This is a genomic window from Spirochaetota bacterium (genome assembly GCA_038043445.1).
GTDB lineage: Bacteria > Spirochaetota > Brachyspiria > Brachyspirales > JACRPF01 > JBBTBY01.
Genome location: JBBTBY010000077.1, coordinates 1 through 22,878 on the forward strand (window position 1 = coordinate 1; position 22,878 = coordinate 22,878).

The window sequence follows — 22,878 nt, forward strand, 5'->3', positions numbered from 1 at the left end:
AGAAGAAGAAGAAGAAGAAGAAGAAGAAGAAGAAGAAGAAGAAGAAGAAGAAGAGGTAATCGATCGCTGATCACTATGTCTATCTCCCCGATCGAACGTCCCCCTCCTCTTACCCAATGCCCTGTGGTTTTCCTAATTCCTTATGCAATGATCTGTGAAAGCAATCTTCTTTCCCGGAACGTTCGTGCGCTTTTTTTCGCCGCGTCAACGAGCGTATGCGGCAGTTCCCATGCGGATATCTCTTTCGCCGCGATAAGCCGAATGACGGTCGCAAGGTCCTCGACCTGCGCCGTACCGGAACTTGAGGAGACCTGCATGGGAAGCGGAAGCGCGGTGATGCGCTCCGAGAGGAATACCGACAACCGCGCCGCAACATCCTTCCGGCATGCGGACACATCCCTGCCGATGCGAAGGAGCGCTGTCACACCGTAGGAAACATCCTGCGCGGCGGGGTGTGTCTCCATCACATCGAAGATGAGCGGTATGCTCTCCGCATCGTTCATCCTGCCGAGGAGATAGACCGCCGCGTACGCGCATTTCTGCGGGTTGCGCGATGTATAAAGCGTTTCGTCGTAGGACGATACGGTCTCGCGAAGCACGGGGAGCGATGCCTTGTCGCCGAGAAGCGCGAGCGCGAACGCACTGCTTCTCCGGAGCATTTTGTCGCTTCCGGCAAGGTTCGATACAAGCATCTTCTTCATCGCACTGCCGGCACGATACGCCGCCCATATCGCAAGCCCTGGCGCGCCTGAAGCAAGCGCGCTCCGTATCGCCTCTTCTCCCTGCGGAAGCTTTATCATCGGCGTATCCGCATCGAGCATGTTCGCGCAGCCGGTCTTTGTGAGCATGGATAATAGTTCAGCATGCGGAACTTTTTTGAGCGGCACACGAAGCTTTACCGAAAGAGCGGCGAGCGAGCCTGACACCTCGCCGAGCTTGTGCATATCGCGGCGCATACGGACAGACTGCGCCATATCATGATCGAAGGCCATGCAGCGTCCGGTCGCGAGTATGCCGTCAACCCCCTTCGGGATGAACGCCCCGGCGGGTATCGGCACATGAAAATTCTCGCCCCAGAGCCCGCAGACGGTCACCCAATCCTTCGAATCATCGCTCTCAAGCGCCCAGTCCTTCGTATGATTATCGTGGAACGAAAGCGCATGAAAGAGCGGCTTGTCGGTAACGTTGCCGCGGATGAGATCATGGAATCGCAGCGTCTCTTCGCCGACGATGAAACGCCCTTCGCGTACACCGAGCATAGCCGCCACCGCGATGAGCTTCTTCTCTTCGGTGAATTTCTCCGCCAGATGGAGCGCTCCGGCATGTATGGCACCGTATGATAGATCCACGGGGTCCGACGGGAACACATACCCCGCGTCGAAATTCGCGAGCGTAAAATGGACCGAATCGGGTTTGCGTTCGGAGAACACGCGGACGCTCGAATACGGCTGCGGCTCGCCGTCCGAATCTCGGCCGATAGTGGTCTCGCATCCTGCAATGGCCGCCACTTCCGCTTCAGCGGTAGCATCGATGAGCACCTGAGAGCCCGCCGACCGCACGGCTCCGTCCTTCACATACCGAACGCCGCGCACGTGTTTGCCCTCGCGGTATACGCCGATGACGGTCGCATCGAAGATCACGGCAACACCCGCAGCGGACAGGAATTCCTCGACGACTATCCTGAAGAGTTCCGTCTTATATATCTTATCCGTTGCACGGCGCTCTATCTCCGCATCGATCTCTTCATAAATACCGCCGCGGCTTCCTGCGCAGTAGCCCATCATGCCGCCGGACGATCCCTGTCCGTACACCGACGAAAGACGCTCGATGCCGAGCACACGGAGTCCCGCACGTGCGGCCGCTATCGCCGCATACACACCGGCGCTGCCGAGACCGGCGACGATGACATCGTAGGATGCTTCGAATGACGCCGCTGCTTTTTCGCTCACCGCTTTCCCGGCTGAGAGATATGAAAGTTCCATCCCGTGCTCCTTACTTCGCGTTCTCGCCCGCTTCAATAGCGAGCGTGATATTCCGATATGCCGCCGACGGGAGATGCAGCCATGACGGCGCTATCTCCGTACGTTTGTCAGTGACCGTATACGCAAAAGCCCCTGCGCTCGCGGCAAGCGACCACGGCCTCAGCGCCTCATCGCGCTCCTTCCAGAACTGTGCAAGTTTCCTCCTCGCATCGGCAAACCCGTCATTCGCGGCGAGCGGCAGCGAGAGTATGCGCTCGCTGTCGAAACGGCAGGGGAGAACAGTCGCTGTGCCGTGCTGCCCGATTATCTCTGAGAAGTCGCGGGCGGGGGCATCGAGGAGGACATTGAACGCCTTCGAAGCGAAAGTCATACCCGGTCTCGATATACGCGCCGTTGTCGTATCGATGATGGATGCCGCTGTAATTTTCGATATGCCGCCGGCATCGGAAATGGTCATCTCATACCCCGATGCTGTTGCAGCGATACCGAGTATCTCCGTCGAAAGGCGTATGCGCGATGCCAATGGTTTCATGCGCTCATAGAGCACCGGCGATATCGCCGGAAGATGTATCCTTCCATTAGAAAGGATATTGCGTGCGATAAGTTCATCGTACACGCTTTTCGCGAACGACGACGACGGCGCCGCATCCCAGCCGTCGCCCGGCACAAGGGCATTCACGAATTCCGCGCCGGGGATGATGCCGCGGTCGATAAGAAGCACTTGTGCATCGGCATTCTCGCGCGAAGCGATAAGACCTAAGCCGACACCGGTTGCGCCGATAACGAGGAGTTCACTATGTGCCATGATCACCTTCCGAAACGGGATGCTTAATAATAGCGCCGCAGCGCCGCTTTGCCTATGACACCATTGACAAAAAATGGGACTCCGGTGACCGGTATGTAACTCACCCCATCCCCCGGCCCCTCTCTCACCGAGATGTGAGAGGGGGGGAGACCTGAGGGGGTGAGTGTGTTGCTTCGAAAACACTCTGTTGTATGATCAAGAAGGAGAGTTTTCATACAGCGCTGCACATCACGCTTCGCTGCGGTGTCACCAATCATGTCACCCCCCCGAGACCGGAGAGGCGTTCGTATAATGCCGATGTCCCGGTATCGAGTATCTCCCGTATCACACGCGCGGCATCCTCACTTACATTGTTGACGGCGGACACATCGGTCAATTCGCGGAGCGATTCCTTGAGCGCGCCGACGGCATGCGCCGCATATACATAGGAAGGCCGCTTCCCCGCGCACTGAAGATAAAAATCGATATGTTCGAGCATGAGTATGACGCGGCTGTTGATCGATAACGGCGGCCACACCGATCGCGGCATCCGTATCGGCATACGGTATTTCTGTGCGGCTGTTAGGATACGCGTGTTAAGCGATGCATAGTAACCGCCGTACGCCTGCCCGTATGCATTGCCGCGATAGCTGGCATCGCCGTGATAGAGCGACCGATACTCCTCTTCAGTATGCGGATACATATCGTGTATCGTCTTGTCGAAGTATTCCCGCTGACGCCCGTCCTTCAATGTCAAACCGCCCGCCATAATGAAATCAACGCCGATGTCCTTTGCGCGAGAGAATACATCCTCTATCATCTCCTGCGAGTCGGTAATGGCGGGAAGCAGCGGCATGAGATATATCCCGACGGAAAGTCCCCGCTTCTTCACTTCTTCCAACATGGCAAGTCGCTTCGACGGGGGCGGTACGCCGGGTTCAAAATGAGCGCTGATGCCGTCATTGCCCGATGAGAAGCTTGCGCTCACCACGGCGCGCTTCTTCGCATTGATATCCGTTAGTATATCGATATCGCGCAATATCAGCGTCGACTTGGTGAGGACATGCACGGGAAGAGAACGCTTACAGAAGATCTGCAGTGCTTTGCGCGCAAGCTGATATTCCTCTTCCAATGGCTGATACGCATCCCCTACCCCGCCGCCGATGACAAAAAAGCCGTCCTCAATACCTCGCGCAGCCATCTTTGCGAGTTCACGTTCAAGAAGTTCTATCGCATTCGTCTTCACCCCGATATCGGATGCAAATTCACCGCTGACATTGTATTTCTCCGCGCGCCCGTCGCAGTACACACAGTCATGGGCGCAGCCGCGGTAGAAATTCATCCCCGCGCGGGAGAGGAACCAGGAGTCTATCTTTTTCTGGACGCGAAGGAGGGTTTTTGCCTGAATGGGGGTGACGGTCATGAGGGCATTATACAACAGGTGAGCAAAAAAAGGCGATTGTCCGGCATAAAACGATGAGCCGTCCGCCGTCAGCGATACTACTATTATGACATCATCGGATCAAGGAGCCTCTCATGAAAACGATATTCTCAGCACCGAAGGAATTGTCCATCGTACGCGAGGTCGACGTGCTCGTCGTCGGCGGCGGATACGCCGGTTTCGGCGCAGCGCTTGCCGCATCGAAGACGGGGGCGAAGACGCTCCTTATCGAGCAGATGTCCGGCCTCGGCGGACTCGTCACGCTCGGGTATGTCGCCCTTACGTTCAGCTACATCGAAGGGGTGGGCATCGACCTCTTCGAGGAATTGAAGAAGCACAATGCCGTCAAAGGCCGCTTCGTCGATCCGGAAAAGACCAAGGTCATTTTCGAGCAGATGCTCATCAAGAACAATGTCGAGATACTCTACAATACCTCGGCTATCGATGCGCTCACCGAAGGGAATACGATAACCGGCGTTGTCATCCATAACAAGGGCGGCCAGCAGGCGATACTCGCCAAGCGTGTCATCGACTGCTCCGGCGACGGTGACGTGGCCGCATATGCGGGCGCACCGTTCGAAGTAGGATGCGGCGCTCTCTCCAATTACAATCAGGCGACATCGCTCGTCATGCGCATCGGGAACGTTGATATGGAAGAATACCGCAAGGTCCCGAGCATGCACACCTACTGGCGCGAACGCATCGAGGAATCGGTGGCGAAGAAGGAATTCCCGTACATGATAGACAAGCGCGTGAACTGGGTCGTCGTGCTCCCGGGGCGTGATGACAAACATCAGGAACTCATGATATGCTACGCACACAGCCGTAACTGCCGCAATCTCGACGGCTTCGATCTCTCCCGGCAGCTCATCGAGCAGCGCGAACAGGCGCAATGGGTGATGGAGTTCTGCAAGAAACGCATACCGGGCTTCGCCAATGCATGGCTCATCGATACGGCGCCCATGCTCGGCGTACGCGACGGACGGCGCATCATCGGGGAATACAAGCTCACCGGCGAGGATGTCGTCAATGCGAAAAAGTTCGACGATGCGATAATGCGTGCCATGCATTCATTCGATGCGCATCATCCCACCGAGCCGGGCCACATCAAGCATGTCGTCGTGAAGAACCCCGACGGAACGGAAGAGAAGCGCTACGTTACACCGGGCACCTGGCGTGAAATACCATATCGTGCGCTCGTGCCGCTTAAGATAGAGAATCTTCTTGTCGCAGGACGCAACTTCTCATCGGACTTCATGGGACAGTCGGCGAACCGCCTCGTGCTTGAATGCCTCAACATGGGGCAGGCGGCCGGCGCTGCTGCTGCGCTTTCGGTAAAGGAGAACGTATCGCCGAGGGAACTCGATGTAAAAAAGCTCCGCGCACGGCTTGAGGAAATGGGCGTCAATCTCTCGCGCGATCCGCGCTACGGCGTACAGCGTGTCGAGACCAGCCAGAAAGTATCGGCGGACGATATCCTTGCCCCGGAACAGAACCCGAGCGGACAGGCCGATATCGTCATAAAAGATAATGCCCGCGGGAAGTACAAGATCGTCTCTGCGGAAGCGGAACTCGCCGAGATAGGCTACACGAATACCGGCGGTGATGTGGGTACGAACCTCGAGTAGGGATTTCTATCGATGATGGACGGCCTTTGCCGCTGCGGTGAAGGCCGTTCGTTATTTCCGGGGAGAATGTTCTTTGAGATATTCCGACGGTGAGCGTTCATACATCTTCTTGAACGCCTTTGAGAACGAGAACTGGTCGGGGAAATGGAGCGCGGCGGCAATTTCCCTGATGTTGCGTGTTCGTTCCAGGAGCATTTCCTTTGCACGCTCCATCTTCATCCGTTCGATATACCGCTTCGGCGTAACGCCCATGACGCGGCGGAAATAGCGGATGAAATAGCTCCCCGTCATCCCGGCTATATCCGCAAGCGTATTGTTGGCGATGTGTTCATCCGCATGCCAGGCGATATGATCGAGCACCGGATGTATCCGTTCGAATTCGCGTCCGCTCCTCATGTCATCGCGCTTCCCATGGAGCCTCAACGCCATCATGCGGCTTATCAGCATGGAAAGCGCACCGCGGAGCGCAAGACCCGCCATCGATGCCCCTTCACGGTTCAGCATGAATGCGTTCGAGTATATCTCGCGTTCAGCGCGTATTGATGCGGCTGGATATTTCCCCGCAAGCAGGGATGCTGACAGGAACGATCGATTATCGCCCAGCACGCAGTCGAAATGCATGTACTGTAACGCTGCTGCGCTGCGGGAACCGGCGGCATAGGGCGTATGCGGCGGGATCAGATAGACATCTCCCGGATGGAGCGTCTCCGTGCGGTCTTTCATTGTGACCATGACCGCACCGTGAGTGATGACCCAAAGATCGAACACAGGATGAACGCGCTCTTCGCTCCATCCCGGCAAGTGATGCGGATATCCAGAGTACTGTGGACGCACATCGATGTTCATCGAGAGCTGGCTGAGCGTACGCGCATTCATGTACGCAGTATAGTACAAAGTGCTGCGGTGGTCAAACATCTGTCTTTCACTCACCGCCCAAGACGCCGCACGCGTTCTATTTTTGACATGGATTTTGTCGGGACTGACATTGACTTCCCGCAGTGCCCACTGTAACTTATTTTACATACGATCGCAATAGAGCTGAACGAGTAGGAGTACGGTGATGGGTACAGAGCGGACTCAGACGATATCCCGTTTCACTGCGGCGGCCGTTGCAACGGCATTGTCAGCAGCGATATCGTTCGCTGACGGGACCACCCCCGATATACCGGGGCCGGCAAGCGAAGTGTATGAACTTTCCGTGAACGGTACGCCGGTGAAAGTCGTCTCCTTCAAGGATATTCATTACGCACAATGCACGGCAGTGAAGGACGCCGCTGTCGAGGTGCGCGTCAAGCGAGGCGGCGTTTCTTCCGCACGCGTCCAGCCGTCCGCTTTCGGCATCAAACCGTCAATAGAAAGCTCCACGGTTCGTTTCACTGTTCCCCGCCCGATGCAGATAGTCGTGCAGATCGATTTCCTTGAAAAGCTTTTTCTCTTTATTGAACCGCCATCGGAAACGCCCCCCACCGGTGCAGTGAACGCCCTGTCAGCAGGCGCTGTCGCTGACGGCGTTACCGATAATACCGCAGCGCTGCAGTCCGCTATCGATGCCCTCCCTGCCGGCGGGACCATCCTCATCCCCGCAGGTCATTTCCGATCCGGGTCGCTTCGCCTCAAGTCCGAGATGACGCTGTTCCTCGCATCGGGCGCACTGCTCCAGGCTATCGACGATATCACGAAGATACTGCCGGTGCCGGGCGGAAAAATCCAGATCGCTTTTCTTGCCGCCGACGGTGTTACGAACCTCACGATCGCCGGTCACGGCACCATCGATGCGAACGGTTATATCATCCGTAAAGCGTTCGAAAAAGCGGAGAACGTGAAGAAGAAAGCGGGCCGCATCCTTATAGTGAAGAACGGGAAGAATGTCGCCATTCGCGGCGTGACCGTCCGCGATTCATACTCATGGAACATCCACTGCATGTTCATCGACGGGCTTACCATTCGCGGCGTAAAGATATTGAGCGATGTCCGGCTCTCCAATCACGACGGCTTCGATATAGAGAGCTCATCGAACGTGCTTGTAGAGAATTCATTCGCCTTCACCGAGGATGACGGCATAACCCCGAAGGCGCGTGTCGGCTGGAATATCATTGAGAACCACACCTACCGCAACATGGTCATTTGGGCGCATAAAGCGAACGCCATCCGCGTCGGCACCGAATCCGCCTGTACGACGATGCGGAATTTCATTTTCGAGAACATCTATATTCTCAACGGGGCCGATGCTATTCGGATGGACACCACCGAAGGCGCGGTATACGATAATTTCACGTTCAGGAATATATGGATCGAGGACCTTCTCCAGTATTACGATGAACGATACGAACGCAACAAGGAGCGAAAGCCCATCGATCCGTCGCGCGTTTTCTATTTCTGGGTATCGCGGACGAAGGATGCGAAGAGCGGCGAGTACTCACCGCTCGGGCGCATAAAGAACATCCGCTTCGAGAACATAACGATCAGCGACGACCGCATCCTGTCGCGCATCGATGTATCGGAAGCGGTCACGAAATTCGCGCTTGAATCCGGCGCAACGCCTCTCATCGAGAACATCACGTTCAGTAACATCGTGCGGGGTGCAAAACCCATATCGTCGCCGGATGAGATCGGTTTTTCAGCGCCGCTTGAAAAGTACGGCAAGCTCGTCGCCAATATCATCGTGACCAAATAGACGGTATTGCGTATCGAACACGATAGCGTATAGTATCCGTATTCCCTCAGCGGATGACGGCCATGCATATGAACGACACCCCGGTCAATCTATTCCAGGAAATTCTGGAAACGATCACTGCCGCAAGCGGCATAAAGACCGTCCTCTATGATCATGCAGGGTTCTCAAAACGTTCCGGCCGAAGGAATATCGATTGGACGTTCGACGGCCACCGCTGCGCATTCTGTACACTGGCAAGGTCCACTGCCGCAGGAAGAAGCGCATGCATCACCTCCGATGTCGCTGAGGCTGTGCGCGATGCAGCCGCCAACAGCGCTCCCATGGAACATGTCTGTCATGCAGGACTGATCGAGGTCGTCGTCCCGGTACTCTATGACGGGAAACATGTGGCGACCGTCTTTGTCGGGCAGTCACAGGTGAGCGGCGCACCTGCCGCACGCGCTGCATGGCTTGCCGAGCGCGCAGCAAAGCTCGGGCTTAATGCGAAGAAACTCATTTCCGCATATCGTGCGCTCACGACAGCCGACCGCGACATGCTCATGCGTATCGGGAAACTCGTCTCGCTCGCCCTGCGCTCACTTGCCGAGACCGAGGACCGTGCCGCGTTCAACAGAACGCTCGCACTCACCAGAAATCCCGCCGTTCGTGATATCGCCGCATACGCCGACCAGCACTGCTGCGAGGATATATCCATCGGCATGCTCGCCCGGCGAGTACATCACAGCAGCGCATATGTGAGCCGCATGTTCCACCGGACCATGGGCATGACATTCAGCGATTATCTCGCGTCGCGGCGCATTGATGCGGCGAAAAAGCTCCTCACAACGACCGTGCTCTCCGTAGCGGACATTGCCGAGCGTACCGGATATATGCGCCAGAGCTATTTCGCACGGAAATTCAGGACCTTGACCGGGCTTGCGCCGCTCGACTACCGCAGAAAATACCGCAGGACAAAATAGTGCAAATTCCCGGACAACGCCGGGTATAGCACGCCGCAGCATTGATGGCTATATTCGTGTCGTATCGATCATCGACACGGAGGCCGGCAATGCGTAAGACCTATGTCATCGACAGGGGGTGCACACTCTGCGACGCCTGTTTCTGGGCATGTCCAGAGAAAGCGATCTACGAATCCGGCGGCTGCTGCCATATCGATCAGGAAAAATGCTCTCACTGCGGCGTGTGCTATAAAGGCTGCGCGAGCGAGGCTATCAGCGTGACCAAGGCCGAAGGAACACTAACACACAAAGGAGAAAGATCATGAGTACGACAGTAACAGAAGGACGCATCATCGAAACAGCACGGGAATTATCATGCATCGGCGAATACGATGTCCTTGTCATCGGCGGCGGCATGGCGGGGTTCGGCGCCGCCCTTGCGGCACAGCGCATGGGGTGCAGAACGCTCCTTGTCGAACGCGAATCCAGTCTCGGCGGGCTCGCGACGATAGGCCTCGTCAACATTCCGCTCGATTTCGCAGCGGGCATCAGCAAGGAGATGCTTGCGAATCTCGACGCGGTCAACGGCCATTGGCATAGGAATTCCGATCCCGAAAAGCACAAGCTCATACTCGACCGGATGATATCGGGATCGGGCTGCGATCTTCTGCTCGTCTCGCATGCAGTAGACGCCATCGTCGAACACGGCGTACTTCGCGGTGTTGTGATCGAAAGCAAGACGGGCAGGGAGGCAGTACTCGCAAAGCGCGTGATCGACGCGAGCGGCGATGCCGATGTCGCGTATTTCGCAGGATGCGAAGTCATGAAGGGGCGAGCGAGTGACGGCAAGCATCAAGCATGCTCGGTGGAATTCCGTCTCGGCGGTGTTGACTGGGATAAGTACAACAGCACCGAACTGAAAAAGGACGATCCGCAATGGGTGAAGCTCATCGAAAGATCCGTAGCATCAGGCGATATGCCGTACATGATAGACAATCACCTCAACTGGGTGACGCATGTACCCGGACGCCCGGAACACTGCGGCATGGATGAGATAAGCATGTGCTTTGCGCACTCTCGCAACTGCAAGCCGCTCGAGGCGCGCGATCTCACGCGTATGTATCTCGAAGGCCGCGAGCAGTCCGATATTCTCTGGCGCTTCATAAAGAAATGTGTGCCCGGGTTCGAGCGATCCTATCTCATCGATACCGGGACGCTGCTCGGTGTACGGGAAAGCAGGCGCGTCGTCGGCGAATACGTCCTCACCACGCTCGATTTTGCCCGCGCACAGACCTTCGATGATACCGTCTGTCTGACCGGGCATCACTACGATCTGCACAATCCCGACGGGCCCGGCAATATCAAATGGGCCGAGCTTGTCATCGACGGAAAAACGCGATATGTTTCGACGCACGGGAAGAGCGGCTCATGGCCGCCTCCGGGCGGATGGGATGTGATATCCGACGGCTTCGGCCGCACCGGTGATGCGTTCCAACGGAAAGCGATGCCGAGCTCCATCCCCTACCGCTGTCTTGTGCCGGCGAAGATCGATAATCTCCTTGTCGCGGGGCGATGCCTCTCCACGGAATTCATGGCGCAGGCGGGCTGTCGCCTCGTGCTCACCTGTTGCAACATGGGGCAGGCGGTCGGTACCGCGGCGGCGATATCGCTTCAGCAGAACATCGCTCCAAGAAAGATCGATGTGAAGGAACTGCAGACAAGGCTCATAGCCGACGGCTGCGAGCTCGGACAGAGCCATTTTCAGCAGATGATGAAGGGCAGGGCCTGATCGCGCTTACAAACCGGACGTCTTCCTGAAAACGGACGGCGTCCGGCCTGTCATGCGTTTGAACATGCGGCAGAAGTGATTCATGTCATTGAAGCCGACGGCATAACAGATATCGGTGACCGGGCGGGAACTTTCGCGGAGCATGCGTACTGCGTGGAATATGCGCACCTCGGCGAGATAGTGCACGAACGTTTTGCCCGTCACGTTCCGGAACGACCGCGAGAAGAACGACGGCGAGAGCGCCGCAGCGGACGCGGCATCGGCAAGACCGATATCATCGGCGTATTTTGATTCTATGAAACGTATCGCGGACGCTATCTCATCGCGATGCTTCACCGCCGCAGTGCCTTTTTCCTTATTGCCGGTTTCAGCGATATGCGCGAGCAGCCAGAGGAGATCGGCCTTGAGCACGGCATCGAAGGCCGTAAGTGATGCATAACGCTCTATCATATCGGATATGCGTCCGCCCACTGCGTGCACGTGCGCAAGATTCACCGGCCGCGGCTTACCGCCGCGCATGATGTGCGCGAGCGGAGCGAGATACGCCGCATCCGTCTCCGTGCTGTTCATGAACGAAAGATGCGTCGTGAACGAGGAGTGAATGACGAACGGCGCGAAATTGATCTGCACGAACGAGACATCGGTACCGGTGCGTGGACGATGGCGAACGAACGGCGGTACGAACATGATGTCGCCCGTATCCATCGCGAACGATGCGCTTCCGACCTCATGCGTAAGCGTTCCGCTTTCCACATAGACGAGCTGAATGAAATCATGCGTATGAGCAGTGAAGCTGCGCGCGCCGAAACGCTGTGCCTGCACGGGGAATTCCGCTACGCGGAAGAACTGCGATGCCTTCCATGTCGATCCCGGCGTCTTCATTAAAATTCAGTGCCCGTGCGCGTCGCTGCCCGGACAGGCAGGGGTTACCACTTCATTCCCGTGCGAATGGGCGCCGAAGAACTCGATATCCGGCGTACGCAACGTCATGGCTGTATACAGAAAGAACGATGCAGCGAAGAGCACCGCCACCGCCGCCTTTCCTGTGCGGGACCACGATATCATCCTGAACTCTGTTTCAAGCGCGACCGTGATCAATAGGCAGACAGCGAGAATGACATTGGAATAGATGATCTCCTGCGCCGGCAGCTTCCATTCCCCGAACACTCCGGGAATGATGAACCAAAGGAAGAATGAAAGATACGGATAGATGCAGTTCGCCAATCCCGCCGCCCAGATATGCAAGCCCTTTTTCTTTGCCGCAGCATAGATGATGAAGCCGATCGATACGATGAGATAGGAGAAGAACGACATTTTGCCGTGCGTGAAGAGCGTCTCTGCCGGACAGCCGAGAAAATATGTCGCCGGCGACGCGAACATCCTGTACGAAAAATGGAGGGTGATGTAGAGCGCCCATGCGGAAAAGAATTTGATGAGTGTCGATCGTTCCATGGCAAGCCTCGATTAGCGTTATGAGCCTCCATCATATTCAATTTTCACACGTTCGTCAAACGAGCGTCGAGGGCGTCATAAGCGCGAACAGTCTGCCGTTCTCCTCGGCGAGGCTCGATCCGGTGAGAACGAGATACCCGAGCGCCTTCGCATCCTCATCACCCAGTCTCCGGTATCGTTTTGAAAGACCCGGCTACTTCCCTATCGCACCGCTCCAAGGAACGGGAACAACATCAGGCAGAACTCCCTGGGGATCCGTCGTCCTGCATCCGACCGTCTCGTAACTGATGTTCCCGCTCATGAACAGTTTCTTGAATATGTCTTCGGCTGCTAACCCCTTTTCGAATTGGAACAACGGCCCGAATGCGATCGAGGGCACGCGCAGGCCGTTATTGCTGTTATTCCGAATGACGACCATGCCGGGCATGACCGAGGTGTACACAAAAGCATAGATCTCCTTCAGCGCATCAGGATCGTTCGGGAATTGACCTTTCCCCGTTCTCTGCCCGCCCCAGCCGTTCTGCACAATAGTAATGCGTTCCTGCTGCCCGTTCGCAGGCATATATACGGTCTCCATCCCGCCGGACTCTCCCCCGGAGCGGAAATTATCGCAGAGCAGGACGCCATTGTTGTCGATCCACCGTATGTTCAATTTGAACGCCGGGCAGTAGGGAACACCGCCGATATTCTCAAGTCTCAGTCTGCCGTCATTTTTTATATGCGCGATATCGCGATACGTATCGCCCGGTATGAGATGCCCTATCCGCCTTCCTTCCTGCGGCCGGGGCGCCTGCAGCGTGGTCGTCTGCGTATAGGTATAGCAGTACCCGTATAGATGGATGTTATCCGCAACGGCATCTACATTATGCGCCAGTGCCTGCTTGTTCTCCTTGAAAACGCTGTTGACGATACGCAGTCTTGTCTTCAGTCTCTGCGCCGGGTCGGGATCGAGGGAATAGCACTCTATCGCCGTACCCGGGCAACTGTACAACTGACAGTTATCGACAAGGATCTTCGCCGCTGCGCTTTTCTGAATAGCGAATTTCAGCAGATTACCGGTAGAAGAACAGAGGGAGCAGTTGATAAAGGCGATCTCCCTCGCATCCTTCGCGGAAAATCCGGCAGAACAATTATCCGGCGCCCAGAACAGGGCCGTACCGGCAGCGCGAATGGTTATGCGCTGCGGCAGGTCGATCACACCGGTGATCTTATAGGCCGCACCCGGGAATATAAGTTCAGCCGTTCCGTCCTGCACCGCCCCGGCTGCATCGACTGCTTTCTGGATAGCCGCGGTATCATCGGCAATACCATTACCGACTGTGCCGAAATCAAGTGCGGAGATCTGTTTGATGACCGATCTTTTCATTCCTGCGCGGCAGAGGAAATCGTCTTTCTTTTCTGATGTCCATTGTCGAACATATTCCCTGATCTTCTGCGGTACGGGTGCCCTCGCATACGGCTTCATCGACTCAGGCAGTTCGCAGATCATATTTTCATTCCCCGCCTCGATCTGATATGACAACTCCTGCGGTTCCAATCCCTGCCCGCCGGGGACAGGCCAGACCTTGAAATATTCAGTGCCCGGCACGCCGCCCTCGAACCCCAGCACCGGCATCTTTTTATTTCCCGTTTCCTTGCATCCGGCAACATAGATCTGATTGGGAACGCAAAGCCCCATGGTGGTCGTCATCGTAAGCACATTGTTTCTGGCCGGCCAGCCCTGGTAGCAGAATACGATCGGCTCAGCTGCTTCTGCACAGTAGACAACGGCATTCTCCGGACAACCCGACGTTTGAAATTCACAATCTTCAAGGATTATAACACCGGGATTGACGGAAGAGGGATGATGATACCTGTTCCTGGAGTAAACAACACACATTCCCTTATCCGTTGTGCTGGTCAGTCTGAGATCTCGCCCGAGCAGCCGGGAAGCGGCAGCGAAATCAACATCCATCCAGCGCTGACCATTTCCTTCCTTAACGTACGCCCGGCCGGTAATGTTCTGCAGCCGCAGTGAACCGGCGATACGTATCGCGGCACCCTTCATATCCGGCGATGTTTCAATAGTACAGTTCTCCATGGTCCCGCCGTCGCAGGTGGTCTCAAGAACGTTGCGGCAGTTACGGAACTCACAATCCTGGACCGTAAAGAACGTCGAATGATACAGATAGAAAAATCCGCCATCCCCGCCGGTCTGCCGAAGCTCGCCATTGTCTTCGATCACGCTGTATCCGACAAAATCCGCGTTCGTATCCAGCAATGTCTGGGGAAAAGCAATGGCATAGCTGCCTGAATTGAGAAATGTACAGTTGCGGATCCTGGGAGCAGCCAGGTCCACATTCCCCGTCCACAGCATAATAGAACGATTGCCACCGTCAAAGGTCAGGTTCTCGATGGCGCACCGTAATGCGCAGCCGACATAGAAGATATCCGCTTTGGGGTTTTTCTGGCGAATGACAACCTTCCCTTCGCCGCGGACTGAGCTCATGCCGACGCCGGTCTCCCAATCCCTTGTGCTCATATACCCTTTGCGCTTTTCATTATTGAGCATAGCGCTCCTGGGGTCGGTTCCCAGCCCAAGATAGATGGTCCTCGACAGCACATACACGCCTTCGGGGAATACGAGTTCCGGAAAGTAGGATATATCACCCCAGCCCTTGGGCATCGGCCTCATCCTTTGCGCCTGGGCGAGCACCGCCTTTTGTATGGCGTCGGTATCGTCCGTTACCCCGTCACCCTTTGCGCCGAAGTCCTTTACATTGATCGCGGTGATCGGCTGTGAAGCTATCTCAGTTGTCATCGCTATGACCACCATTACAACAGTCAGTATGCTGCCGTGCCGTTTCACTATGTTCATACGTCAAAGTATAGCCATGCCCACTGGATTGTCAAATACTTTTTTCTGCATGATACTTTCTTCATGCGTTGCATTGCATCAGCCGTTCAGATGAGCTATACTTCGGTAATGGGCGACCATAGGCATTTCACCACCGCTGCACTGTTCGACCAGCCGGACGACGGCATCCGCATCATGGCTTATACCCATAGGCCGAATTACTCGTTCTGGCATGACCACGATTTCTATGAGATAGCACTGATACGCTGCGCAGGCGGCCGGCATAAAACAGCAGCATCGCAGGTTCCGGTCATGAAAGGCGACCTGCTGTTCGTCAACACGGGAACAGTTCACCGGTTTGCAGTAAAACGCCCCATGCCTATGCTCTACATCCTTTTATCACGCTCGTATATGAAGCACATCACTGCGGGTCTCAGCGGCACATCGTTCTTCGCTGATGCGCATATCGATGACTTCATCGCTGGAAAGAACGGCGGGAGCCTCCGCGTCCGCTTGCCTACCCCCGCGGCGCATGCTGTCGACGGAATTGCAGCAACGATGTTCAAGGAGTCACGCGAGCGTCATCCCTGTTTCGTGCAGATGCGCGACGCATACTGCAGTCAGCTGCTGGCCATGTGCGCCCGATGGTATGGCCAAAGCGCACCCCGAGCCCGTTCAACGTCGGGGGAGCCGGTGACAAAGGCGCTTGCATACATACGAACCCGCCTTGCTCGGCCGTTATCGCTCGCCGCCATATCGAAGCATGTGTCATGTAACCCGACGTATCTTTCGACCGCCTTCCGCAGAAAGACCGGTTATTCGATCTTCGGTTATATCAACGAAATGCGCATTCGATCGGCATGCACGCGCCTCGCCGCATCGAATGTTCAGATCATCGATGCGGCTTTGTCTTGCGGGTATGAAAATATCTCACTCTTCAATCGCATGTTCAAACGGTATACCGGTGTAACGCCGACAGCATATCGTATGAAAGCCCGTACGAACAGGCCGCCTGTCGGTCAGCACGACCGACGCGTCCACACATGATCGCTCAGCACACACTCGGCATAGATGCTTGACGCAGTCGGCGAACGCAGTATAGTGAGCGTTCCTGGAGCGCAGCATCATTCCGGGCATATACCGGCAAGGGGCGCACACATGAAAGTCCTCTTCATCGGCGGCACGGGGAATATCAGTTCAGCAGTAAGCCGTCTGGCACTGGCCCAGGGCATCGATCTCTATCATCTCACCCGGGGTGCGGCAAAGCGCGATATCCCCGGAGCGAAGTCGATACTTGCCGACATAAAAAGCGCCGATGTTCAGAAGTCACTGGAAGGACACGCTTGGGATGCCGTCGTGGATTGGATCGGATATCTGCCCGCCGATATTGAACGCGATATCGCTCTCTTCTCCGGAAAGACGAAACAATACATATTCATCAGTTCTGCAAGCGTCTATCAGAAGCCGGTGACACACCCGATCATCACCGAATCAACGCCGCTCGCTAATCCGTACTGGGATTATTCACGCAACAAGATCGCCTGCGAGGCGCGGCTCATGAAGGAATTGCGCAAAGAAGGCCCCACACTGATCGCGGCACGCGAAGGACAGACGAAGACATGGACGGCAAAACCGCTTGCCGGAACACTATTCGACCGCTTTGCCGAGGCTGTCGAGGACAACAGTGCATTGCCCGGTGATATCGTAAACGCTCAGATGGCGGCAGAGGATATTCGACTGCTCCGAACACTGGAAAAACAGCAGGGCTGCAGTATCCCGTGGCGGCAATAAAATATTCCGATAAAGCCGATGTCCTTCAGGCCGTCGGCGCTCCCACCTTGCAGGAAGCGCAGCCCTTCAGGGCTGCGCTGAACAAACCATTGTGAAAACCCCCTCGGTACATTACAATACACCTATGAAAATGATATCCGCGATCCTCGCCGTCGATGTATCCTCGACCATTCTCAATGTTGGTATCGTGTGCGGCGATGCCGTTCACGAGCTCTACGAGCATGGCGTGACCGACCACAGCATGCGGCTCCTCCCCGCGATAGAGGGCGTCCTTTCGAAAGCATCGCTCTCGCTCGCCGACGTATCCCTCATCGCGATAGGATCCGGGCCGGGATCGTTCACGTCGCTGCGCGTGGGGTTCTCCATGCTCAAAGCGATGGCATACGCGAAGGGCATCCCGATAGTCGCCGTACCATCGCTTGCCGTGCTCGTAAAGAACATTTCCGATGGCGGAACATATACAACGCATGCCGCGCTCATCGATGCACGGAAGAACAGCGTGTATGCGAGCATCTATCGCGATGGAGTACCGGTGATAGAGAATAAGGATATCATCGCGGAATCGCTCATCGAGCTTCTGCGGAACGACGCCTCGGTATTCGCTGTCGGCGACGGCGCTTTGCGCTATCGCGAACTTTTCTCGAAGGAACTGCCGCAGATGATCATACCCGAGGACAACGCGATGCACTGCATGCGTATCGCACATATCGCATCGTACGCAGTCGAGCGTTCCTCAGCCGGCACAGCCGACGATGTGATGAACGTATTGCCTATCTATGCGCGGCCGAGCGAGGCCGAATATAATCGCGCGAAAGGAGTGATACTCTGATGGAAAAAAAGCCGCTCGCTATAGCCATTCTCATCTCGGGCCGTGGCTCCAACATGGAAGCCATACTCGAGGCGATAGCGCGTAACCGTCTTAAGAACGTACAGGTGAAACTCGCCGTATCGGACATACCCGACGCGAAAGGACTTGCCGTCGCGAGCCGCTACGGCGTGCCAACGCTCTTCCATGACTGTGCGCCCTTCAAAACGAAACTGGAAGGCATTGCGGAGGACAGGCTCATCGCGATACTCCGTGAAAAGAACATCGACCTCATCTGTCTTGCCGGTTTTCTCCGCATGATAAAACCCAAGCTCATCGGCGCGTTCAGGAAACGCATCATCAACATACACCCGTCACTGCTCCCGAAATTCCCGGGGCTGCACGCGCAGAAACAGGCCATCGACGCAAAAGCATCGGTGAGCGGCTGCACGGTGCATTTCGTCGACGAGGGAATGGACACGGGTCCGATACTGCGTCAGCGGAAAGTGCGCGTAAAAAAGAATGACACCGAAGGAACGCTTTCCGAGCGCATCCTGAAAGAAGAGCATCACGTGTACTGGCGCGTCATCAGCGATATAGCGAAAGGGAAGATAGCGATAGGTCAATGAAACGGCGCGATTTCATCACCGATCTCTACAAATCTCTTGCCCCCGATCTCGTCGCGCGCATGATAGAGCGGCACGAGTCGACCAAAAGCCCTCAGACTGCCATGATACGCACGATCGTCGTATGAATACGCCTTATACATGCACTGGATTTTTCAGATCGATCATCCGCCCAGTATTCACTGTATTGCTTTTCTGCGCGGACATCTTGTTTTCTACCGGGAATGTTCCCGTCCCTGTGCGAATGGAAATGTCATTCGAACGAGTGGCGTCTTCAACCTCATTCGACGTTCTTGTACAGGTCCTTGATGCAGCGGGTGATCCATGCGTTCGGGATGCCCCTGTGACCACCGCGGATCGCGGCACCGTCGGCGATGTCGTTCTCCGCAGGAACCGCAGCTTTGTCTGCCGCGTAACTCCGGATGGACTCGGTTCGGGTGAGTACACGGTCACCGCCGCACTCCCGAAAACGCCGCTTTCCGTCACGCATCGCGCCCTCGTTCTCGCGGCTGTGGATGAACGGTGGGGACAGCCGCAATGTGTTGAAGGTCTGGTGAACACGCTGGGCTGGGAAGACGGCGCACATGTATCGCGTGATGGAAATTATCTGTTCATCCATTACATAGCGCAAAGCGCAAGCTGCATGATTGAAGGAAAGATAGAGGCCTTTAAGAAAGCAAAGGGGCCGTGGACAGCACCAGCCCGTCCCGATTTTCCCGCAGCAGCACGGATCGCGAGCAACGGCACCATACGCAATGCCGCACCGGCCTTGGGTCTTGATGAAGCGAAGATAAAGGAACTCGGATTGAAACTGCTGGCGCAGGCGACCTACGGGTTTAAGCGTCAGCACAACGGTGAATTCGCCGAACCATTCCTTGTTGAGATAGCGGGCAACGATGGCTCCATCGCTTTGATGGGACCGGTGCTCATTCGTGATGCGCATGGGAGGGACGCTCTATTGTTCTGCTGGGATGATCCCCGTATCGATAAAGGGCTGCGGTCGGGAATGGACCATTGGCTTGCGCCGCTTGCCAACGGCAGACACAATGTTCTCGGCCGATATGCCAAGCCCTGGCCGGCGATCAAGGATCTGACGGCTGAAATTATCGGCGGTGAGCCGCTTCCGAAACAACAGGGCAATCCGGGGCCGTATGTCGATTCAAGCGGGCGTGTCGTACAGATATGGTATGACGATGAGACCGTTCCGGAAGAAAAGCGCGATGTAATTGTGCGTGTCCTGAGGCCGGACGGCAAATTCCCGAAAGGTCCGTGGCATACCCCGGTGGTATTGCCACCCCCGGTCAATCTGCCGAATATCGGCGAAATACAGCCTGTATTCGACGGCAAAGAAGTGACCCTGCGCCGCGGGCATGAGATAGTTTCGATCCCGTTCATCGGCAAAGGAGCGGATGCCCTTGCCAATTCACAAGCGTGGGGCAGAGCCCGTCGCGATCTGGTCGCTGAACCAGATAAATTTTCTCAGCGCGGACCGATCATATCCCTCGGAGAACCGTCAAAGGCAGTGCGCAATGGCCGAACCACGCTGTTTTTCGTCTATGCGCTCCGTCGCGACGACGGACTTCTTGACCTGAACGTAGGGTATGTCGAGCAGCGGTAGCCGAACACGTTCACGGGTTGCGGGAGATGGGTTTTTTCCATCATCCATGATATACTTCCCCTGTGAGAAAATCGTACGAACGTCTTACCGCCGCCATCACCGCGATGTCGTCCATCCCCGACACTCTGCGCCCGCGCGATGCAGAGGGACGCCCCGGCGGCCTCATCGAATTCCCGAGCGATGACAATCGCACTGTTGTCATCGTCGGCGACCTGCATGCCAACAGCGGTAACCTCAAGCGCATCCTGAAAGACACGCATAATTACTCGTCCGTAAAAGAGGATCGCACGATACTCCTCCTCCTCGGCGATGCGTTCCATGAATCCCGCACGAACAGGCTCGCGGAGATGGAAACATCGATGCGCATGCTCGACATCCTCATCACGCTCATCACGCGTCACCCGGAGAACGTGTTCTATCTGCGCGGCAATCACGATTCATTCGCCATGGATTTCACGAAAGGCGGTGTGGCACAGGGGCAGCTCTTCCGCCGGCATCTGGTCCGTCGCCGCGGCGAGGAATACGCCGTGCTTGTCGAGCAGTTCTTCGATATGCTCCCCTATGTGGTACAGCACCCGAGGTTCATCGCCCTTCATGCCGGCCCGCCGCTCGTCCCGACGACGCGCGAAGCGATCATCAATGTCAGGGATGATGAAGCGCTCATGCACGCGCTCGTGTGGAACCGCATCAATGACCTGAAGCTCCCGAGTCGCGACTCGCTCTACGTAAGCGCCGATCTTGATAATTTCCGCAAGGCCCTCTCGGCGCCGAAGACCATGCCCGTCATCGTCGGCCATAATCCCATGCGCCACCGCGGCGGCGAAGCGCTCTGGATAGACCTCGCGGACTGCCACGACCATGTCATGTTCACAAGCGACGGCGTTCCGCGCGCGCCGTATCTCTCCTTCGGCGGATCGGTGCGTTTCGAGATACGCTGGGTGTAGTCCATGTCCTCTTTCTGCATCCCCATGTCGCATTTTTCCAATGACAAAAAACAGGATTGTGCTATACTGACACCCAGAGTATCCGCCCCCGAGGTGTCCCATGGCTTCGATGCTGAAACGACTTTCCATTACCGGCATCATGCTGAGCATGTTCCTGTGCGGCCCCGTCATCGGGGAAGACGCCGAGCCGGTCGAACTTCGACTGAAGGGTATACCGACCGTATTCACCTCCGACCCCACACTTATCGCACGCCGGAAGATATTCGAAGCATTCCTGAAACGCTATCCCCAATATAAGGTGCAGGTCATCACCCCGCTCGTGGTCGATGCCCCGGGCAGCGAGGGCACCGACTTTTTCGCCGTCATCGGCGGCGTAGCACCGGACGTGTTCTGGCTTCTCACACGGCATGTCGCCGACTACCGCGATCAGGGATTCCTCCTCCCGCTCAACGAACACCTCGCACAGTATCAGAATGAGCACCGCGAGCCGTATCGCGGCATTTCGACGCCGACGAAGATATGGAAATTCTGTCAGGATAAAGGAACGGTGTACGCCGTGCCGACGGCCTATTACGGCATGCTCCTCGCCTGTCACAATCCCACGTTCGGGAAATACAATTACGGCGGTAAAGTCCCGAATGACTGGGATGAGATATATGAATTCGCACGGGCCATGACCTACGATCCGACGAAAGAACCCGACGGAAAGTCCGATGACCCGTACGTATACGGCCTCTTCCTCAACATGGGCAATCGCGGCGGGAGCCCGGGCTGGTATCTCCTGCAATGGATATGGTCGGCAGGCGGCGAGGTAGTGCTCCCCCACTTTGAGAAGGACGGGAAGCTCGTTGAAGTGCCTGACCCGCCGGTGGACTTCCGCTCGTTCGGCATTACCGTGAGCGATGAGAAGGCGTATCTCGCCACGCTCGCCGCGAACAAGAAGCGGCTCGAAGGCCTCGGGCTCTCCACGTCCTACGGCGTCTCGGATGCGAAATGGCGTCTTGTCACCGACAGCGAGAAGTCGCTGCGTGCGCTCTACTTCTACCGGAAGATACTGCAGCAGCCGTGGATACGCAACAAAGGACATGAATTCGATATTACCCCGGAGATGATCCGCGCGAAAAAGGCCGTCGATCCGATCACAAAGGAAGAATTCGATCTCAATGACAAGCGCGTGCAGAAACGCATCTATTACGGCGTGGTCGACTCCAATCTCTCAAGCGAGATAAAACAGAAATTCATCGCCATGCAGATAATCACGATGCAGGAAGGCGGCATGGGCAGCATCAATGCCGACCCGACGGAATGGACGTATGCCCCCCTCCCGTCATACAGGAACGAACAACCCGCCGTGTTCGTCATGGGGAATTTCGCCGGCATCAATGCGGCCATAGAACCCGAGGACAAACCCGGTCGCCGCGACCGAAAAGCGATAGAAGAGGCGGCGTGGAAATACATCGAGTTCATGACCGGCCCCCAAGCGGAAGCGATCAAGATGAAGGTGTACGTCGAGCTCGGTCTCGCCGAAATGGTGCGCCCCAATCTCCTCAAAGAGGCAGGATACAACGAT

General features: G+C 56.2%; 19 protein-coding genes and 1 pseudogene. 13 read left to right on the forward strand and 7 right to left on the reverse strand.

Going from position 1 to position 22,878, the window contains the following annotated elements; translation table 11 throughout:
- Positions 1 to 140: 140 nt before the first annotated feature.
- From AABZ39_12340 to AABZ39_12350, 3 genes are all read right to left on the reverse strand, one after another.
- Positions 141 to 1,982 (reverse strand): FAD-dependent oxidoreductase, encoded by a 1,842-nt coding sequence (locus tag AABZ39_12340; protein MEK6795563.1) that lies wholly within the window; start codon positions 1,980 to 1,982, stop codon positions 141 to 143.
- A gap of 10 nt (positions 1,983 to 1,992) precedes the next feature.
- The gene (locus AABZ39_12345; protein ID MEK6795564.1) at positions 1,993 to 2,787 is read right to left on the reverse strand and encodes a hypothetical protein; all 795 of its coding nucleotides are present in this window, start codon (positions 2,785 to 2,787) and stop codon (positions 1,993 to 1,995) included.
- 253 nt (positions 2,788 to 3,040) lie between these two features.
- Positions 3,041 to 4,189 (reverse strand): radical SAM protein, encoded by a 1,149-nt coding sequence (locus AABZ39_12350; GenBank protein MEK6795565.1) that lies wholly within the window; start codon positions 4,187 to 4,189, stop codon positions 3,041 to 3,043.
- A 113-nt stretch (positions 4,190 to 4,302) separates the two neighbouring features.
- Here AABZ39_12350 and AABZ39_12355 point away from each other — a divergent pair, with 113 nt between their 5' ends.
- A complete protein-coding gene (locus AABZ39_12355) occupies positions 4,303 to 5,835 on the forward strand; it encodes an FAD-dependent oxidoreductase (protein ID MEK6795566.1) in 1,533 nt (510 codons plus the stop codon).
- A 51-nt stretch (positions 5,836 to 5,886) separates the two neighbouring features.
- Here AABZ39_12355 and AABZ39_12360 read toward each other — a convergent pair whose 3' ends face one another.
- A complete protein-coding gene (locus AABZ39_12360; protein MEK6795567.1) occupies positions 5,887 to 6,711 on the reverse strand; it encodes an AraC family transcriptional regulator in 825 nt (274 codons plus the stop codon).
- A gap of 184 nt (positions 6,712 to 6,895) precedes the next feature.
- Between AABZ39_12360 and AABZ39_12365 the strand changes: the two genes are divergently transcribed.
- The 4 genes from AABZ39_12365 to AABZ39_12380 all read left to right on the forward strand — a co-directional run bounded on the left by AABZ39_12365 (position 6,896) and on the right by AABZ39_12380 (position 11,236).
- Positions 6,896 to 8,509 (forward strand): glycosyl hydrolase family 28 protein, encoded by a 1,614-nt coding sequence (locus AABZ39_12365; protein ID MEK6795568.1) that lies wholly within the window; start codon positions 6,896 to 6,898, stop codon positions 8,507 to 8,509.
- 62 nt (positions 8,510 to 8,571) lie between these two features.
- Positions 8,572 to 9,468 carry a PocR ligand-binding domain-containing protein gene (locus AABZ39_12370; GenBank protein MEK6795569.1) on the forward strand — a complete coding sequence of 299 codons (897 nt, stop codon included), beginning with the start codon at positions 8,572 to 8,574 and terminating at the stop codon, positions 9,466 to 9,468.
- An 89-nt stretch (positions 9,469 to 9,557) separates the two neighbouring features.
- On the forward strand, positions 9,558 to 9,773 hold the full coding sequence (locus AABZ39_12375) for a 4Fe-4S binding protein (GenBank protein MEK6795570.1): 216 nt from the start codon (positions 9,558 to 9,560) through the stop codon (positions 9,771 to 9,773).
- Positions 9,770 to 11,236, forward strand: a complete 1,467-nt coding sequence (locus AABZ39_12380; GenBank protein ID MEK6795571.1) for an FAD-dependent oxidoreductase — start codon at positions 9,770 to 9,772, stop codon at positions 11,234 to 11,236. The genes AABZ39_12375 and AABZ39_12380 overlap by 4 nt, the downstream gene beginning before the upstream one ends.
- 6 nt (positions 11,237 to 11,242) lie before the next feature.
- Here the strand turns inward: AABZ39_12380 and AABZ39_12385 are convergent, their stop codons facing one another.
- The 3 genes from AABZ39_12385 to AABZ39_12395 all read right to left on the reverse strand — a co-directional run bounded on the left by AABZ39_12385 (position 11,243) and on the right by AABZ39_12395 (position 15,545).
- Positions 11,243 to 12,118 (reverse strand): AraC family transcriptional regulator, encoded by an 876-nt coding sequence (locus AABZ39_12385; GenBank protein ID MEK6795572.1) that lies wholly within the window; start codon positions 12,116 to 12,118, stop codon positions 11,243 to 11,245.
- Positions 12,119 to 12,124: 6 nt separating this feature from the next.
- Positions 12,125 to 12,688, reverse strand: coding sequence for a hypothetical protein (locus AABZ39_12390; GenBank protein ID MEK6795573.1), 564 nt, complete (start codon positions 12,686 to 12,688; stop codon positions 12,125 to 12,127).
- Between the two features lie 193 nt (positions 12,689 to 12,881).
- Positions 12,882 to 15,545: a glycosyl hydrolase family 28-related protein gene (locus AABZ39_12395; protein MEK6795574.1), complete on the reverse strand. Its 2,664-nt coding sequence runs from the start codon at positions 15,543 to 15,545 to the stop codon at positions 12,882 to 12,884.
- Between the two features lie 63 nt (positions 15,546 to 15,608).
- Here AABZ39_12395 and AABZ39_12400 point away from each other — a divergent pair, with 63 nt between their 5' ends.
- From AABZ39_12400 to AABZ39_12435, 8 genes and pseudogenes are all read left to right on the forward strand, one after another.
- Positions 15,609 to 16,571 (forward strand): AraC family transcriptional regulator, encoded by a 963-nt coding sequence (locus AABZ39_12400; GenBank protein ID MEK6795575.1) that lies wholly within the window; start codon positions 15,609 to 15,611, stop codon positions 16,569 to 16,571.
- Positions 16,572 to 16,682: 111 nt separating this feature from the next.
- Positions 16,683 to 17,087, forward strand: a pseudogene (locus tag AABZ39_12405) (NAD-dependent epimerase/dehydratase family protein).
- A gap of 352 nt (positions 17,088 to 17,439) precedes the next feature.
- Complete coding sequence (tsaB, locus tag AABZ39_12410; GenBank protein MEK6795576.1) at positions 17,440 to 18,144, forward strand: tRNA (adenosine(37)-N6)-threonylcarbamoyltransferase complex dimerization subunit type 1 TsaB; 705 nt, start codon at positions 17,440 to 17,442, stop codon at positions 18,142 to 18,144.
- Positions 18,144 to 18,749 (forward strand): phosphoribosylglycinamide formyltransferase, encoded by a 606-nt coding sequence (gene purN, locus AABZ39_12415; protein ID MEK6795577.1) that lies wholly within the window; start codon positions 18,144 to 18,146, stop codon positions 18,747 to 18,749. Before tsaB ends, purN begins: the two co-directional genes overlap by 1 nt.
- Positions 18,746 to 18,874: a hypothetical protein gene (locus tag AABZ39_12420; GenBank protein MEK6795578.1), complete on the forward strand. Its 129-nt coding sequence runs from the start codon at positions 18,746 to 18,748 to the stop codon at positions 18,872 to 18,874. Before purN ends, AABZ39_12420 begins: the two co-directional genes overlap by 4 nt.
- 215 nt (positions 18,875 to 19,089) lie before the next feature.
- A complete protein-coding gene (locus AABZ39_12425; GenBank protein ID MEK6795579.1) occupies positions 19,090 to 20,364 on the forward strand; it encodes a hypothetical protein in 1,275 nt (424 codons plus the stop codon).
- Positions 20,365 to 20,426: 62 nt separating this feature from the next.
- Entirely contained in the window at positions 20,427 to 21,308 is an 882-nt protein-coding gene (locus AABZ39_12430) for a metallophosphoesterase (GenBank protein MEK6795580.1), read from the forward strand.
- Positions 21,309 to 21,408: 100 nt separating this feature from the next.
- A partial coding sequence (locus tag AABZ39_12435; protein ID MEK6795581.1) for an extracellular solute-binding protein occupies positions 21,409 to 22,878 on the forward strand: 1,470 nt, incomplete at its 3' end.